Source organism: Marichromatium sp. PS1, from assembly GCF_041155115.1.
GTDB lineage: Bacteria > Pseudomonadota > Gammaproteobacteria > Chromatiales > Chromatiaceae > Marichromatium > Marichromatium gracile.
The window spans coordinates 838289-853658 of record NZ_BAAFHB010000002.1 but is presented as its reverse complement, the minus strand read 5'-3'; the positions used below and the strand labels follow the sequence as shown (position 1 = coordinate 853658).

Below are 15370 nucleotides of genomic sequence, written 5' to 3'. Positions count from 1 at the left end.
TTCGCTCCGTGCTACCCTGGGCAACCGGGCCAAGCATTGGATCAGGACCTTCTGACAGCGACGATGACCTACTATCGCCATCATGTCTTCTTCTGCACCAACGCCCGCAGCGACGGACGCCAGAGCTGCGATCAGTGTGGCGCCCTGGAGATGCGCAACCATCTCAAGCAGCGCGCCAAGGCACTGGGGCTGACCGGACCGGGCGGGGTGCAGATCAGCACCGCCGGCTGCCTGGGGCGTTGCGAGCTGGGTCCGGTGATCGTGGTCTATCCAGAGGGAGTCTGGTACACTTTCGTGGATCAGGAGGATATCGAGGAGATCCTCCAGTCTCATCTGCTCGCCGGCAAGCACGTTGACCGCTTGAAGTTGCCCGGCTGAACGGACCCGCAGCACAGATCGCACCCGATGATACAACGGGGGGTTGCGCTCGCGAAACCGATCGCGTACCATCCCCGGTCTTTCTCGACGCAGATAACGAATTCACGGACCGCGCGCCGTTCTGTTGCGCGTGGACTTCCCGGAGCGAAGGACATGACAACGACTGTTAGCGCCAAACCCGCAGAGGTTCGCCGCGCCTGGTACCTGATCGACGCCGAAGGCAAGACACTCGGCCGGCTCGCCAGCGAACTGGCGTTGCGCCTTCGCGGCAAGCACAAACCGCAATACACCCCGCACGTCGATACCGGTGATTATCTGGTGGTCGTCAACGCGGACAAGATTCGCGTGACCGGCAACAAGATGCAGGACAAGATGTACTACCGTCACACGGGGTATGTCGGTAACCTGAAGTCGACCAGCCTCGAAAAGCTGCTCGAGACCGCCCCTGAGCGTGCCATCCAGCTCGCAGTCAAGGGGATGCTGCCGCGCGGTCCGCTGGGACGCGCCATGTTCCGCAAGCTGCGTGTCTACGCCGGTCCGAATCACGAACACCAGGCGCAGCAGCCTCAGCCCCTCGAGCTCAACGTTTAGGAATCAGACGCATGTCGGAGACGCAACACGCTATTGGTCGCCGCAAGACGTCCGCCGCACGAGTTTTCTTGACGGCAGGCGCTGGCAACATCACGATCAACGGTCGTCCGATCGACCAGTTCTTCGGTCGCGAGACTGCCCGTATGGTGGTCCGTCAGCCGCTCGAGACCGCCGAGCTGGCCGACAAGATCGATGTCAACGTCACCGTCAAGGGTGGCGGCAACACTGGGCAGGCCGGCGCCATCCGCCTCGGCATCGCCCGCGCACTGACCGAGTACGACGAGACCCTGCGTTCTCCGATGCGTCGCGCTGGCTTCCTGACCCGCGATGCCCGTGAGGTCGAGCGCAAGAAGGTCGGTCTGCACAAGGCGCGCAAGCGTCCGCAGTTCTCGAAGCGTTAAAACTTCGGGGTTGTCACGGTATGTCGGAGTCGCTATAATTCTCCGACATATCGCGGCAAGCGATATTGGGGGATCGTCTAGCGGCAGGACTACGGACTCTGACTCCGTCAACCTAGGTTCGAATCCTAGTCCCCCAGCCATACTCCAGGAAAAGGTCCGAGCCCTCAGGGTTCGGGCCTTTTTCTTTATCCCCCTCCCCGCCTCATCCTTGTCCCGATATCGGGTCTTGACACAGATGTACCCTTTTCACAACAAGCGATGCCCGATCGCTCCCAGGGTGCTCGAATTACAGCCGATACGCGACCGGCTCGAAACGGCCCGCTCGATGCATTCGTAAAAACCGCATCGACAGCAGGGCCGTGCAATCATCCGATAAACTTTTGGGGGATGCACTCAGCCGTCCGACCAAGCGCTAGCGATGCAAAAAAGAGACACTTTTTAATGGGTGTGTCTTTTTCCCGTCCAATCTGTTGCAAAACACCATGCCCTCCTCTATAGTTCACTTCGCAAAGCATGATTGCGCTCGGTTTCTGCAGTCTGTCTGACAAATTCACAACAGCGGAGAACATCATGAACAAGAAACTCATCACCCTGGCGGTCGCCACCGCCATGGCCGCTCCGGCCGCTGCGATGGCTGAGGCTGTCCTCTACGGCAAGCTGCACATGTCGATTGACTATGCAGACGTCGAGGCAACCGCCATCGATCCCGTCACCGGCGAGAGCGTCGGCTTCAAGGGCTGGGGCCTGAACGGCGGCGGCGATCTGCCTGGTGCTGGCCGCGCCAACCGCATCGGCGTGAAGGGCTCGGAGGATCTGGGTAACGGTCTGAAGGCCATCTACCAGGTCGAGTTCGGCGTGCGCATGACCGAGGAAGGCTACGGCAACGCCGCTTCCGGCGCCAACGACACCATCACCATGCGTAACAGCTTCGTCGGTCTCGCCGGCAACTGGGGTACCTTCCTCGTCGGTCGTCACGACAGCCCGATGAAGATCTCCACCGGCAAGCTCGACCTGTTCAGCGACACCATGGCTGACTACAACGGTACCATCGGCTTCGACGATAACCGTTTCGACAACGCCATCGCCTACATCAGCCCGAGCTTCAGCGGCTTCCAGCTGGCCGCCGCGACCCACGCTGGTGGCGGCTCGACCCTGGGCTTCGGTGAGAACGTCAACGCCGACAGCCTCGCCGAGGGTTACTCGCTGGCCGGTATCTACTCCAACGGCCCGTTCTACGCCGCTCTCTCCTACGAGTCGATCGGCAACGAGCTGTTCATGGACTCCGCTGACAGCCTGACCGGCAAGAACATCGTCCTGCCCAACGGCCGCGTCGTCGCCAACCCGGGCTACGTCGAGGACGACTACACCAAGTGGCGTGCCGGCCTCGGTCTCCTCGACTGGAACGGCTTCACCCTGGCCGCCGTCTACGAGAACCAGGACTTCGGCGATCCGTCGGCTGACCTGTGGCAGATCCAGGCCGGTTATGCCTTCGGCAACAACCAGGTCAAGGCCATGTACGGCGCCAACTCCTATGACCTCGGCGTGAACAACGTCGACGACATCGACGCCGACGCCTGGGCCATCGCCTTCGACCACAACTTCAGCAAGCGCACCAAGGCGTACGTGCTGTACACCCAGGTCGACAGCGATCTCGACGTCGAGGACTGGGACGGCTTCTCGGTCGGCATGATCCACAGCTTCTAAGCCTCGCGCTCTAGAACCGTGGAACGAAAAACGGGGCCAGCGGCCCCGTTTTTCTTTGCCCGGAAAAAAGACGACCGGCGTCCGCTCCAGGCGTGCGACCGACCGAGGATCAACCCGCCACGGTCAACGTCCGTGCACCCTCGGCAGAGCCGAGGATCAGCACATCGGCCGGACGCTGGGCGAAGATCCCCACCGTCACCACCCCGGCGATGGCATTGATCTGTTGCTCCAGCGCCACCGGATCCTGGATCTCGAGATGATGGACGTCGAGGATCAGGTTGCCGTTGTCGGTGACGAAGCCATCACGCCACACCGGCGTCCCGCCCAGCTCGACCAGCGCACGCGCGACATGGCTGCGCGCCATCGGGATCACCTCCACCGGCAGCGGAAAGGCGCCCAGCACATCGACCAGCTTGCTCTCGTCGGCGATGCAGACGAAGCGCTTGCTCGCCGCGGCGACGATCTTCTCGCGCGTCAGCGCGCCACCGCCACCCTTGATCAGCTGCAGGCGCGCGTTCGACTCGTCGGCGCCATCGACATAGAGCGTCAGCTCGCCGGTGGCATTGAGGTCGAACACCGGGATACCGTGCGCCTTCAGCCGCTCGGTCGAGGCCTCGGAGCTCGACACCGCCCCCTCGATCTGCCCCTTGATGCCGGCCAGCGCATCGATGAAATGGTTGACGGTCGAGCCCGTCCCCACCCCGATCACACCGCCCTCGACATAGGCCAACGCGGCCTCGGCCGCCTGGCGCTTCATCGCGTCCTGGTCCATCTCACTCCTCCGCATGGGACTCTCTGGCTGACGAACACGCCGAGGGACTCGGCGTGATGACACGGCCGGCACGGCCGCGGGCGGCCATCATAGCAACCGCGCCGGGGCGTCGCTGCGCTAACATGGAGCGGCAACGCTATCCCCGGAGTCCTCCATGCCCACACACTACATCGAGCGCATCCTCCGCGCCCGCGTCTACGACGTCGCCTGCGAAACCCCGCTGACCAAGGCACCGCTGCTCTCCGCCCGACTCGACAACGCCGTCTATCTCAAGCGCGAGGACCTGCAGCCGGTGTTCTCGTTCAAGCTGCGCGGGGCCTACAACAAGCTCGTCGGACTCGACGCCGAGGCGCGTGCGCGCGGGGTGATCGCCGCCAGCGCCGGCAACCACGCCCAGGGCGTCGCCCTCGGCGCCAAGCGCCTGGGGATCACCGCCACCATCGTGATGCCGCGCACCACCCCGGCGATCAAGGTCGGCGCGGTGCGCCGCCTCGGCGCCAAGGCGGTGCTCCACGGCGACTCCTATGACGAGGCCTATGCCCATGCCATGGCGCTGGTCGAGGCGCAGGGGCTGACCTTCATCCATCCCTTCGACGACCCCGAGGTGATCGCCGGCCAGGGCACCATCGGCATGGAGATCCTGCGCCAGCACCCGACCCCACCCGACGCCATCTTCGTCCCGGTCGGCGGCGGTGGGCTGATCGCCGGGATCGCCGCCTATGTGAAGTGGCTCTATCCTCAGGTGCGGATCATCGGCGTCGAGCCCGAGGAAGCGCCGACCCTGTACCAGGCACTCGCCGCCGGCGCCCCAGTCGAGCTCGAACGGGTCGGGCTGTTCGCCGACGGGGTCGCGGTCAGGCGCATCGGCGAGGAGACCTTCCGCATCGCCCGTGAGCACGTCGACGAGGTGGTGCTGGTGAGCACCGACGAACTCTGCGCCGCGGTCAAGGACATCTTCGACGACACCCGCGGCATCGCCGAGCCGGCCGGGGCGCTCGCGGTGGCGGGGATGAAGCGCTATGTCGCCACCCACGACATCCGCGACCAGCAGCTGGTGGCCATCGAGAGCGGCGCCAACGTCAACTTCGACCGCCTGCGCCATGTCGCCGAGCGTGCCGAACTCGGCGAACGGCGCGAGGCCCTGCTCGCCGTCGCCATCCCCGAGCGGCCGGGCAGCTTCCTCGCCTTCTGCAAGCTGCTCGGCAGGCGCCAGATCACCGAGTTCAACTATCGCTATGCCGATGCCCGTCAGGCCCAGGTCTTCGTCGGGGTCGAGCTGAGTCGGGGCCAGTCCGAGCGCGAGGAGCTGACCGCCAAGCTCGCCGCCAAGGGCCTCGAGGTCGTCGACATGAGCGACAACGAGACGGCCAAGCTGCACATCCGCTTCATGGTCGGCGGACACGCGCCGGGGATCGCCGACGAGGTGCTGGTGCGCTTCGAGTTCCCCGAGCGCCCCGGTGCCCTGCTCAACTTCCTCACCGCCATCGGCAAGCGCTGGAACATCAGCCTGTTCCACTACCGCAACCACGGCGCGGCCTATGGCCGGGTGCTGCTCGGCGCCCAGGTGCCGGCGGGCGAACGCGCCAACTTCCGCGCATCGCTCGACGCGCTCGGTTACAGCTATTGGGAGGAGACCGACAACCTCGCCTACCGACTGTTCGCCGGCGCCGGGCCGCTCAGCACGGCGGACGCCGATAACGCCGACGCTCGGTGAAGACCGCATCGAGCGCCACGTCCCAGGGGCGTGGCGCGATACGCTCGAGACGCTGACACTCGTGGGCGATGCCGAACAGCCGTGGCCGGCGCCAGCGACGATGACGGCGCAGGTGCGCCAGGGCGCGGTCGTAGAAACCGCCGCCCATGCCGATGCGATGACAATCGGCATCGAACCCCACCAGCGGCACCAGCACCAGATCGAGCTGCCTCACCGGGCGGATCGCACGACCGCGCGCACAGGGTTCGGGAATGCGGTAGCGATTGGGACACATCCGCCGTCCCGGCTGGTGGCGCACGAACCACAGCGTCGAGCCACGGGCCGGCGCCGGGCGACGCAGCACCGGCAGATAGAAGTCATGCCCGCGTCCGCGCAGGGTCTCGATCAGCGCACGCAGATCAGGCTCACCGTCGCTCGGCCAGTAGAGCGCGATGCGGCGGGCGCGCAACAGCGCGAGTTCGCGCCCCAGCCGTCGCGCGAGCGCGCGGGCATGCAGACGCTGGGTCCTCGCCCCGAGCGCGCGACGACGCTGGCGCAGGGTACGGCGCAATGATGGGAGAGAGGGATCGGACATCAAGGGATGGGGTAAAGGACACCCCCCACGGGTGCCGTCGCAGGCCTTCGTTCTTGAACCAGAGGGTTCAAGTGGGAACAGTCAGCAATGGCATCAGGCTTTCCGCTCGGGGCGGACATGCACAACAGCCTTGCGGTCATGCTCCCAGGGTCGAGATTAGGCTCAAGAAAATACCCAGACCGCTGTCGAACACTACAGGGGGTGTCGCAGTGACAGGCTAACCCTTTTCGGACGATGCGTCCAGGGGGGGGACGGCGTGCGCGAGCGCCTCGGCGAGCTGCCCCTGAAGATGCCCCAGACGCTCCACCAACACATCGTCGCGGGGCACCCCGCCGGCGCGCTGGAGCTGGATCAGCTCATGGGCGATGTTGAGCGCCGCGATCACCGCGATGCGGTCGGTACCGATCACCCGCCCGGTCTGGCGGATCTCGCGCATCCGGCCATCGAGCAGCCGCGCCGAATCGCGCAGGCCCTCTTCCTCGTGCGGCTCGCAGGCGACCCGGTAGTCCTTGTCGAGGATACGGATGCTGACCTGCAGCGGTTCATCGCTCACAAGCTCTCCTCCATCGCACGCAGCCGCGAGAGCATCGCCTCGACCCGGCTACGCGCCTGTTCGGTCTTCTCGATCAACTCGCCGCGCTCGGCCACCAGCGTCTCCTGACGCACGCGCAGCGAGGCGTTCTCCTCGCGCAGCCGCTGATTGAGCCGGATCAACGCAGCGACCTGCCGTTCCAGTTGGTCTAGATCGAAATCGGCCAAGGTGCGTGACTCCATTGCAGTTCAGCGCACTATAGAAGGGGCTCGGAAGAGGGTCAATCGGGCGCCGGCCACCGGGAGATTGCCTTAACCTCAAGGGCGCAGCGGCCAGCAACCAGCAACCAGCAACCAGCAACCAGCAACCAGCAACCAGCAACCAGCAACCAGCGGGATGGTGCACACGAAGAAGGCGACCAGCAACCAGCCTTCAGCTGCCAGCGTCGGTTTGCAGTCAACTGCAACGCCATAAGACAAGCCCGCTCCCCGCACTGGAGGCTGACAGCTGGAAGCTCAGACAGCTGATCGCTCCTCCCGGCAACCAGGGCACCCGTCGGCGCGCGCGCGCACCCACTGGCGGCTGACAGCCGCAGGCTGGTCGCTCTGCCCCTTCGCGGCTTTGCGGTTCAATCCTCCCAGCGACCGGCGACCGGCGACCGGCGACTGGCGACTGATGGCTGATGGCTGATGGCTGGCGGCTGGCGGCTGGCGGCTGGAACCCATGCTATGATCGATTGTCGATTCACCGCGACGAGCGCGCCCCATGCGCCACGGAGGTTGCCACGGACATCGACGACACCCGGCTCGACCAACTCCTTGAGGCGAGCCCACTCACCCCGACCGCGAGCGAGGCGCACGGCATGCTGTGCGGCTTGATCTGCGCCGGTATCACCGACCCCGAGCAACGCTGGCTCGACCAGCTGCTGCCCGCCAGCTCGCCCCAGGCCGACGCCGAGCAGTCCGAGGCGGCCCCGCCCGAGGCTGAGACCGCCCCCGTCGACAGCGAGGAGGCCGAGGCCGCACGCGAGGAGACCCGCGCCGCACTCGGCGAACTCGCGCGCGCGACCCGCGCCGCACTCGCCGACGAGGACTACGGCTTCAGCCCGCTGCTGCCCGACGAGGGCGCACCGCTCGCCCAGCGCGCCACCGCGCTCTACGACTGGGTACGCGGCTTCCTCTACGCCTTCGGCATGCTCGGCATCTCCGAGCAGGGACTCTCCGAGCAGGGGCGCGAGATCCTGCGCGACTTCGCCGACATCACCCGCATGGACCTCAACGACCTCGACGACAACGAGGAGAACGAGGCCGCGCTGACCGAGATCATCGAGTTCACCCGCGCCGCCGCACTGCTGATCCATGACGAGGCCCCGGCACGCCAGGACAGCGACCAGGGACAGGGCACGGCATGAGCGCCGGCGAGTATCAACGCCGACGCGCCGCGCTGGCCGAGCGCATCGGCCCGGAGGCGATCGCCATCGTCCCCGCCGCGCGCGAGACCGAGCGCAACGCCGGGGTCAATCACCCCTTCCGCCAGGACAGCGACTTCCGCTATCTCACCGGCTTTCCCGAACCCGATGCGATCGCGGTGATCGTCCCCGGGCGCGCCGAGGGCGAATTCGTGCTGTTCTGCCGCGAGCGCGACCCCGAGCGCGAGCAGTGGGACGGTCGACGCATCGGCGCCGAGGGCGCGGTGACCGACCACGGGGTCGACCAGGCCCATACCCTCGCGGAGCTCGATCAGCGGATGCCCGAGCTGCTCGCCGGACGTACCCGGCTGCATTGCCCGATCGGCGCCGACGCGGCCTTCGAGGCGCGCATCCAGGACTGGCTCGGTCGCGCCCGCGCCGCCACCCGCGGCAGCGCCCCGGTGCCCGAGACCCTGACCCGGATCGGTGTCGCCCTGCACGAGCTGCGGTTGCGCAAGGATCCCGCCGAGATCGCGCTGATGCGCCGCGCGGCCGAGATCTCGGCCGCGGCCCATCGTGCGCTGATGCGGCGTTGCCGACCGGGCCTGCCCGAACTCTCGCTCGAGGCCGAATTCCAGTATCGCTGCGCCGATGCCGGCGCGCGCCTCCAGGCCTACCCGCCGATCGTCGCCGGTGGCGCCAATGCCTGCATCCTTCACTACACCGAGAACGACGCCCTGCTGCGCGACGGCGAACTGGTGCTGATCGACGCCGGCGGCGAGTTCGAGGGCTATGCCGCCGACATCACCCGCACCTTCCCGGTCAACGGCCGCTTCAGCACCCCGCAGCGCGAACTCTACGACCTGGTGCTCGAGGCCCAGCGCGCGGCGATCGCCGTCGCCCGCCCCGGCGCCAGCGTCGATGCCCCGCACCAGGCCGCACTCGGCGTGCTCACCCGCGGGCTGGTCCGTCTCGGCATCCTCGAGGGCGACCCCGAGACGCTGTTGCAGGAGGGCGCCTATCGCCCCTATTACATGCACCGCACCGGCCACTGGCTGGGCATGGACGTGCACGACGTCGGCCGCTATCGCGATCAGGACGGCGCCTGGCGGGCGCTCGAACCGGGCATGGTGATCACCGTCGAACCCGGGCTCTACATGCCCGATGATGCCCAAGTCCCGATCGCCTATCGCGGCATCGGCATCCGCATCGAGGACGATGTGCTGATCACCGCCGACGGCCACGAGGTCCTCACCGAGGGCGCGCCCAAGGACCCCGAGGAGATCGAGGCGTTGATGGCGAGCTGAGAACGCCCGGACACCCTCAACAGATGTAGACAGACCCGCGAGAGAGCTATGCACGAGTACGATGTGGTGATCGTCGGCGGCGGGCTGGTCGGGGGCGCCCTGGCCTGCGCCCTCGCCCCGACCGGACTCAGGATCGCGCTGGTCGAGGCCGTCGCCCCCGAAACCATGCGCCAGCCGAGCTATGACGAGCGGGTGATCGCCCTCTCGCTCGGTAGCCAGCGCATCCTCCAGGGCATCGGGCTGTGGCCGCGCATCGCCGCCGAGGCCGAACCCATCCGCAGGATCCACGTCTCCGATCGCGGACACTGCGGCTTCACCCGCCTCGATCATGCCGAGCTCGGCGTCGAGGCGCTCGGCCAGGTGGCCCCGGCGCGGGTCATGGGGCATGCCATCCGCACCCGGCTCGCCACCCTCGACACCCTCACCACCCTGTGTCCGGCGCGGCTCTGCAACCATCGACTCGAGGGCGACCGGGTCACGCTCGACCTGCACTGTCAGGGACGCGACCTCCAGCTCGGCACCCGGCTGCTGGTGGCCGCCGACGGCGGCGACTCGGCCATCCGCGCCCGGCTCGGGCTCGGCACCCGGGGCCACGCCTACGGTCAGGACGCCATCATCACCACGGTCACCGCCGATCACGCCAGCCCCGGCACCGCCTACGAGCGTTTCACCGAGAGCGGTCCGCTGGCGCTGCTGCCGATGACCGAGGGGCGCTACTCGGTGGTCTGGACCTGCCGCGAGGACGAGACCGCCGAGCTGCTCGCGCTCTCCGACGCCGACTTCATCGCGCTGCTGCAGGCGCGCTTCGGCCACCGGCTCGGCCGGCTCGAACGCCCCTCGGCGCGCCAGGCCTATCCGCTGCGACTCGCGCTCACCCGCGAGCCGGTACAGCAGCGCGTGGTGCTGATCGGCAACGCCGCCCACACCCTCCACCCGGTCGCCGGTCAGGGCTTCAACCTCGGGCTGCGTGACGTCGCCGCGCTCGCCGAGGTGCTCGCCGAGCCGGCCGGGCGCGCCGATCCCGGCGACCCCGAGACCCTCGCCGCCTATCGTCGCTGGCGCGGCGGCGACCAGCTCGTCACCGGGCTGGTCACCGACCTGCTGGCGCGGGTCTTCGTCAACCCGTTGCGCCCGGTGCTCGGGTTGCGCGCCGCGGCGATGCTCGGCATCGACCTGCTCCCCGGCGCCCGCCAGCGGGTCGCGCGACGCTTCATGGGGCTGGAAGGAACCCAGCCCCGCCTTGCCTGTGGTCTACCCCTGAGGACGAGCCATGTCTGATCCGGACGCGACCCACGACCTGCTGATCGTCGGCGGTGGCATGGTCGGCGCGCTCTGCGCCGCCGCCTGTGCCGACAAGGGACTGCGCATCGCGGTGATCGAGCCGCGCGCCCCGATGCTCGACTGGGCGGAGGGCACGCGCGATCTTCGCGTCTGCGCGCTCAGCCGTGCCAGCCAACGCATCCTGCAACGGCTCGGGGTGTGGGAGCGCATCCTCGCGCTCGGCGCCAGCCCCTATCGCGAGATGCGGGTGTGGAGCGGCAAGGGCGGCGGCGTGCACTTCGACAGCCGCGCGCTCGGCGAGCCCGATCTCGGCCATATCGTCGAGAACCGGGTCATCCAGCGCGCGCTCTGGGAGCATCTGTCGGCACACACCGAGGTCGAGCTGATCACCCCGGCGCGGATCACCGAGTTCACCCACGACGCCGACCTCACCCGACTCGGCCTCGATGACGGCCGGCGGCTGCAGGGTCGACTGCTGGTCGGCTCCGACGGGCGCGACTCCCAGGTCCGCGCCCTCGCCGGGATCGAGACCTATGGCTGGGACTACGACCAGCGCGCCATCGTCGCCACCGTGCGTCCCGAGCACGGTCACCAGGAGACGGCCTGGCAGCGTTTCCTGCCAAGCGGGCCGCTGGCCCTGCTGCCGCTGCGCGACGGCGCCTGCTCGCTGGTCTGGTCGGCCACCGAGCAACGCGCCGAGACGCTGCTCGGTCTCGCCCCGGCCGCCTTCTCCGAGGCGCTCACCGAGGCCAGCGAGGGGCGGCTCGGCAGGCTGGTGCTCGAGGGCGAGCGCGCCGCCTTCCCGCTGCGCCTGCAACACGCCAAGCGCTACGTACAACCGGGGCTTGCGCTGATCGGCGATGCCGCCCACGCCATCCATCCGCTCGCCGGTCAGGGGGTCAACCTCGGCTTCCTCGACGCCGCCGAACTGGCCGCCGCGCTCGACCTGGCACGCGCCCGCGGACGCGCGATCAACGGCTGCTGGACGCTGCGTCACTACGAGCGCGCGCGCCGCGGCGACAACCTGGCGATGCTCGCCGCCATGGACGGCTTCAAGCGGCTGTTCGGCAACACCAACCCGTTACTGGCGCGACTGCGCGGTCTGGGGCTCAGCGCCACCGATCGCCTGCCCGCGCTCAAGCGCGCCTTCATCGCGCGTGCCCTGGGCCTCGGCGACGACCTGCCGCCACTGGCGCGCCCCTGAGCCCGGCCACGCCATACCCGAATCGGAAAAGCATCCAAGGGGGACCACCGACATGTCCGCGAAGAACGCCTTCTACGCCCAATCCGGCGGCGTCACCGCCGTCATCAACGCCTCGGCCTGCGGCGTGCTCGAGACCGCGCGCCAGCATCCCGACCGGATCGGCAAGGTCTATGCCGGGCGCAACGGCATCATCGGCGCGCTCACCGAGGACCTGATCGACACCTCGGCCGAGTCCGACGAGGCGATCGCCGCGCTGCGCTACACCCCGTCCGGCGCCTTCGGCTCCTGTCGCTACAAGCTCAAGAGCCTGGAGGCCAACCGCCGCGAGTACGAGCGCCTGATCGAGGTCTTCCGCGCCCACGACATCGGCTACTTCTTCTACAACGGCGGCGGCGACTCGGCCGACACCTGCTACAAGGTCTCCCAGCTCTCGGCCAGCCTCGGCTACCCGGTGCAGGCGATCCACATCCCCAAGACCGTCGACAACGACCTGCCGATCACCGACAACTGCCCCGGCTTCGGCTCGGTGGCCAAGTACATCGCCACCTCCACCCTCGAGGCCTCGTTCGACGTGCGCTCGATGGCCAAGACCTCGACCAAGGTCTTCGTGCTCGAGGTGATGGGCCGTCACGCCGGCTGGATCGCCGCCGCCGGAGCGCTCGCCGAGGACCACGGCATCCCGGTGCTGGTGCTCTTCCCCGAGGTCGAGTTCGACCAGACCCGTTTCCTCGCCGCGGTGCAGGAGAAGGTCGAGCGTCACGGTTTCTGCACTGTGGTGGTCTCCGAGGGCGCGCATCACCCCGATGGCCGCTTCCTCGCCGAGCAGGGTACCCGCGACGCCTTCGGCCACGCCCAGCTCGGCGGCGCCGCGCCGGTGGTGGCGAACATGGTCAAGGAGGCCTTCGGCTACAAGTTCCACTGGGCGGTGGCCGACTATCTGCAGCGCGCCGCACGTCATCTCGCCTCCAAGACCGACGTCGAGCAGGCCTACGCCATGGGCCGCGCCGGGGTCGAGTTCGCCCTCGCCGGGCACAACGCGGTGATGCCGACGGTGCGCCGTCTGAGCAACGATCCCTACGCCTGGGAGGTCGGCGAGGCCCCGCTCGCCGAGGTCGCCAACGTCGAGAAGTTCATGCCCAAGGAATTCATCTCCGCCGACGGCTACGGCATCACCCAGGCCTGCAAGGACTACCTGATCCCGCTGATCCAGGGCGAGGACTACCCGCCCTTCGAGCGCGGCCTGCCCAAATACGTCACCCTCCAGAACCGCGCCGTCGAGCGCAGACTCGGACTGTTCGAGGTCGAGTAGGTGAAACGCTGAACCACAAAGACGCGAAGCACGCAAAGAAGCATGCCGTTGCCGTCAGCCCACATCTGGGCTGGCGGACATCCATCGATCACACCACGGCTCCACCTGTCGTCTGTCAGCGCACGCACCGAAGCGCATCGAGACAACCTGGACAATGACGCCTTGATCACCTTCGCGCCTTGGCGGTTCAATCCCCGGCTGGGCTGACCGCCAAAACCCACCGAAACCGCCCGCGATTGGGATTCCGTCACGGGGATCGTCTACAATCCGTCGCTTTGCGTCGCGCGTGTGCGTCGGGGGATCGACCGCCCCCCGGGCCTGCGTGCGCGCCGCGACAACCACCCCTCGCAACCATCAGAGTACTTACATGGATCTGAAGAAAGTCTCCAGGGGCGACAACGTCCCCAACGAAATCAACGTCATCATCGAGATCCCGGCCCGCTCCGAGCCGGTGAAGTACGAGATGGACAAGGACACCGGCGCGATGTTCGTCGACCGCTTCATGTCGACGGCGATGTACTATCCCTGCAACTACGGCTATGTCCCCCACACCCTGTCGGCCGACGGCGACCCGGTCGACGTGCTGGTGGCCACGCCCTATCCGCTGCTGTGCGGCTCGGTGATCAAGTGCCGCCCGATCGGCGTGCTGAAGATGACCGACGAGTCGGGCGACGACGCCAAGGTGTTGGCGCTGCCGATCGACAAGCTCTACAAGGGCTATCGTCACATCACCAACTTCCGCGACATGCCCGAGCACCTGCTCGACCAGATCGCCCACTTCTTCGAGCACTACAAGGATCTCGACGAAGGCAAATGGGTCCGTGTCGACGGCTGGTTCGGCCGCGAGGAGGCGCGCCAGGAGATCATGGAGAGCGTGCGCATGTTCGACGAGGCCCCGGAGAAGCCGGCCTTCTGATCCGCGTCCCGCCCGCCCCTGGGCGGGCGGCGCCCCGACCGACGGAGCCCCGCCGATGGACGATCTCACCCATTTCGACGACCAGGGCGCGGCGCGCATGGTCGATGTCGGCGACAAGCCCTCGACCCGGCGCGGCGCACTCGCCGCGGGCCGCATTCGCATGCACCCCGCAACCCTCGAGCGCATCCGTCAGGGCGGCGCCGGCAAGGGCGACGTGCTCGGCGTGGCGCGCATCGCCGCCATCATGGGCGCCAAGCGCACCGCCGATCTGATCCCGCTCTGTCATCCGCTCGCGCTCTCGCGGGTGGAGATCGCCTTCACCCCCGACGCCGAGACCAGCACCATCGAGTGCAGCGCCCGGGTCGAGACCACCGGTCCCACCGGCGTCGAGATGGAGGCGCTGTGCGCCGTCCAGGTCGCGCTGCTCACCATCTATGACATGTGCAAGGCGAGCGATCGCGGCATGATCATCGAGCAGGTGCGCCTGATCGAGAAGCACGGCGGCCGCTCCGGACACTGGCAGCGCCCCGTCGAGGCTTGACGCCGCCCCGCCACTCAGGCATCCCTACCCATCCCGGCGCCAGACGCCATTCCCCTCGCCCACACGGCGACCAATCCAGCACGCACACTCCATGAATCCCTTCTATCAACGCGCCCACTTTCTCACCTCGGTCCCGAGGATCGATCAGGCCCCGACCGACAGCGGTCGCGAGGTCGCCTTCGCCGGTCGCTCCAACGCCGGCAAATCGAGTGCCATCAACACCCTCTGTCACCAGAAGGCGCTGGCGCGCACCAGCAAGACCCCGGGCCGTACCCAGCACCTGGTGTTCTTCGAGCTCGACGAGCAGCGCCGTCTGGTCGACCTGCCGGGCTACGGCTACGCCAAGGTCGCCGAGTCGATCAAGCGCCAGTGGCAGCAACATCTGGCCACCTACCTGATCGAGCGACGCGCGCTCGCCGGGCTGGTGGTGGTGATGGACATCCGTCATCCGCTCTCGGCCTTCGACCGGCAGATGATCGCCTGGGGGCAGGAAGCGGAGCTGCCGCTGTTGCTGCTGCTGACCAAGGCCGACAAGTACCGCAAGGGCGCGGCACGCGCCGCCGAACTGGCGGTGGCCAGGGAGCTGCGCGAGGCCGGCGACCTGATCACGGTACAGCGCTTCTCCTCGCTCGAACGACAGGGCGTCGAGGACGTGCACGCCTGGCTCGATGCCCGGCTGGCGGTCGGCGAGGAACTCACCGACTGAGGCGGGAGGACAGGCGCCCGGAACGACCGGGC

General features: G+C 67.8%; 16 protein-coding genes, 1 tRNA gene, 1 other RNA gene and 1 pseudogene. 14 read left to right on the top strand and 5 right to left on the bottom strand.

Annotation, left to right across the window (positions count from 1 at the left end; translation table 11 throughout):
* The first annotated feature begins 63 nt into the window (after positions 1-63).
* The 5 genes from ACAM26_RS05175 (at position 64) to ACAM26_RS05155 (ending at position 3074) form a co-directional block, all read left to right on the top strand.
* Positions 64-378, top strand: coding sequence for a ferredoxin (locus tag ACAM26_RS05175; RefSeq protein ID WP_123139495.1), 315 nt, complete (start codon positions 64-66; stop codon positions 376-378).
* Between the two features lie 153 nt (positions 379-531).
* A complete protein-coding gene (gene rplM, locus ACAM26_RS05170; protein WP_005222322.1) occupies positions 532-969 on the top strand; it encodes a 50S ribosomal protein L13 in 438 nt (145 codons plus the stop codon).
* An 11-nt stretch (positions 970-980) separates the two neighbouring features.
* Positions 981-1370 carry a 30S ribosomal protein S9 gene (gene rpsI, locus ACAM26_RS05165; RefSeq protein WP_005222320.1) on the top strand — a complete coding sequence of 130 codons (390 nt, stop codon included), beginning with the start codon at positions 981-983 and terminating at the stop codon, positions 1368-1370.
* 66 nt (positions 1371-1436) lie between these two features.
* Positions 1437-1510 (top strand) — tRNA-Gln (locus ACAM26_RS05160).
* Positions 1511-1940: 430 nt separating this feature from the next.
* Complete coding sequence (locus ACAM26_RS05155) at positions 1941-3074, top strand: porin (RefSeq protein WP_369613224.1); 1134 nt, start codon at positions 1941-1943, stop codon at positions 3072-3074.
* Between the two features lie 109 nt (positions 3075-3183).
* Here the strand turns inward: ACAM26_RS05155 and rpiA are convergent, their stop codons facing one another.
* Positions 3184-3846 (bottom strand): ribose-5-phosphate isomerase RpiA, encoded by a 663-nt coding sequence (gene rpiA / locus ACAM26_RS05150; RefSeq protein WP_123139497.1) that lies wholly within the window; start codon positions 3844-3846, stop codon positions 3184-3186.
* A gap of 145 nt (positions 3847-3991) precedes the next feature.
* Here rpiA and ilvA point away from each other — a divergent pair.
* Positions 3992-5560, top strand: a pseudogene (ilvA, locus tag ACAM26_RS05145) (threonine ammonia-lyase, biosynthetic); the annotation flags it as partial.
* On the opposite strand, the gene ACAM26_RS05140 reads toward ilvA, so the two are convergent.
* The 4 genes from ACAM26_RS05140 to ACAM26_RS05125 form a co-directional block, all read right to left on the bottom strand.
* A complete protein-coding gene (locus ACAM26_RS05140; RefSeq protein ID WP_123139499.1) occupies positions 5523-6134 on the bottom strand; it encodes a 5-formyltetrahydrofolate cyclo-ligase in 612 nt (203 codons plus the stop codon). The pseudogene ilvA and the gene ACAM26_RS05140 sit on opposite strands and share 38 nt — an antisense overlap.
* 18 nt (positions 6135-6152) lie before the next feature.
* Positions 6153-6338, bottom strand: a non-coding RNA gene (gene ssrS, locus ACAM26_RS05135) — 6S RNA.
* A 13-nt stretch (positions 6339-6351) separates the two neighbouring features.
* Positions 6352-6687 (bottom strand): cell division protein ZapA, encoded by a 336-nt coding sequence (locus tag ACAM26_RS05130; protein ID WP_369613223.1) that lies wholly within the window; start codon positions 6685-6687, stop codon positions 6352-6354.
* Positions 6684-6893 carry a TIGR02449 family protein gene (locus tag ACAM26_RS05125; RefSeq protein ID WP_223806062.1) on the bottom strand — a complete coding sequence of 70 codons (210 nt, stop codon included), beginning with the start codon at positions 6891-6893 and terminating at the stop codon, positions 6684-6686. Before ACAM26_RS05125 ends, ACAM26_RS05130 begins: the two co-directional genes overlap by 4 nt.
* A gap of 509 nt (positions 6894-7402) precedes the next feature.
* Here ACAM26_RS05125 and ACAM26_RS05120 point away from each other — a divergent pair.
* The 8 genes from ACAM26_RS05120 to yihA all read left to right on the top strand — a co-directional run bounded on the left by ACAM26_RS05120 (position 7403) and on the right by yihA (position 15338).
* Entirely contained in the window at positions 7403-8077 is a 675-nt protein-coding gene (locus ACAM26_RS05120; RefSeq protein WP_223806063.1) for a UPF0149 family protein, read from the top strand.
* Positions 8074-9381, top strand: coding sequence for a Xaa-Pro aminopeptidase (gene pepP, locus ACAM26_RS05115; protein ID WP_369613222.1), 1308 nt, complete (start codon positions 8074-8076; stop codon positions 9379-9381). The genes ACAM26_RS05120 and pepP overlap by 4 nt, the downstream gene beginning before the upstream one ends.
* 48 nt (positions 9382-9429) lie before the next feature.
* The gene (gene ubiH, locus ACAM26_RS05110) at positions 9430-10659 is read left to right on the top strand and encodes a 2-octaprenyl-6-methoxyphenyl hydroxylase (RefSeq protein WP_369613221.1); all 1230 of its coding nucleotides are present in this window, start codon (positions 9430-9432) and stop codon (positions 10657-10659) included.
* Entirely contained in the window at positions 10652-11866 is a 1215-nt protein-coding gene (locus ACAM26_RS05105) for a UbiH/UbiF/VisC/COQ6 family ubiquinone biosynthesis hydroxylase (protein WP_123139502.1), read from the top strand. The genes ubiH and ACAM26_RS05105 overlap by 8 nt, the downstream gene beginning before the upstream one ends.
* A 52-nt stretch (positions 11867-11918) precedes the next feature.
* Positions 11919-13175 (top strand): 6-phosphofructokinase, encoded by a 1257-nt coding sequence (locus ACAM26_RS05100; protein ID WP_123142283.1) that lies wholly within the window; start codon positions 11919-11921, stop codon positions 13173-13175.
* A 367-nt stretch (positions 13176-13542) separates the two neighbouring features.
* The gene (ppa, locus tag ACAM26_RS05095) at positions 13543-14091 is read left to right on the top strand and encodes an inorganic diphosphatase (RefSeq protein ID WP_005224447.1); all 549 of its coding nucleotides are present in this window, start codon (positions 13543-13545) and stop codon (positions 14089-14091) included.
* A 55-nt stretch (positions 14092-14146) separates the two neighbouring features.
* A complete protein-coding gene (gene moaC, locus ACAM26_RS05090; RefSeq protein WP_123139504.1) occupies positions 14147-14632 on the top strand; it encodes a cyclic pyranopterin monophosphate synthase MoaC in 486 nt (161 codons plus the stop codon).
* Between the two features lie 91 nt (positions 14633-14723).
* Complete coding sequence (gene yihA, locus ACAM26_RS05085) at positions 14724-15338, top strand: ribosome biogenesis GTP-binding protein YihA/YsxC (protein WP_123139505.1); 615 nt, start codon at positions 14724-14726, stop codon at positions 15336-15338.
* Positions 15339-15370 lie beyond the last annotated feature (32 nt).

Bases quoted from the DNA above. Each gene is read 5' to 3' on its own strand.
- rpiA (WP_123139497.1), bottom strand. From the start codon at position 3,846: ATGGACCAGGACGCGATGAAGCGCCAGGCGGCCGAGGCCGCGTTGGCC.
- ACAM26_RS05175 (WP_123139495.1), top strand. From the start codon at position 64: ATGACCTACTATCGCCATCATGTCTTCTTCTGCACCAACGCCCGCAGC.
- ACAM26_RS05100 (WP_123142283.1), top strand. From the start codon at position 11,919: ATGTCCGCGAAGAACGCCTTCTACGCCCAATCCGGCGGCGTCACCGCC.
- ACAM26_RS05155 (WP_369613224.1), top strand. From the start codon at position 1,941: ATGAACAAGAAACTCATCACCCTGGCGGTCGCCACCGCCATGGCCGCT.
- yihA (WP_123139505.1), top strand. From the start codon at position 14,724: ATGAATCCCTTCTATCAACGCGCCCACTTTCTCACCTCGGTCCCGAGG.
- rpsI (WP_005222320.1), top strand. From the start codon at position 981: ATGTCGGAGACGCAACACGCTATTGGTCGCCGCAAGACGTCCGCCGCA.
- ACAM26_RS05140 (WP_123139499.1), bottom strand. From the start codon at position 6,134: ATGTCCGATCCCTCTCTCCCATCATTGCGCCGTACCCTGCGCCAGCGT.
- ACAM26_RS05105 (WP_123139502.1), top strand. From the start codon at position 10,652: ATGTCTGATCCGGACGCGACCCACGACCTGCTGATCGTCGGCGGTGGC.
- moaC (WP_123139504.1), top strand. From the start codon at position 14,147: ATGGACGATCTCACCCATTTCGACGACCAGGGCGCGGCGCGCATGGTC.
- ubiH (WP_369613221.1), top strand. From the start codon at position 9,430: ATGCACGAGTACGATGTGGTGATCGTCGGCGGCGGGCTGGTCGGGGGC.
- ppa (WP_005224447.1), top strand. From the start codon at position 13,543: ATGGATCTGAAGAAAGTCTCCAGGGGCGACAACGTCCCCAACGAAATC.
- rplM (WP_005222322.1), top strand. From the start codon at position 532: ATGACAACGACTGTTAGCGCCAAACCCGCAGAGGTTCGCCGCGCCTGG.
- pepP (WP_369613222.1), top strand. From the start codon at position 8,074: ATGAGCGCCGGCGAGTATCAACGCCGACGCGCCGCGCTGGCCGAGCGC.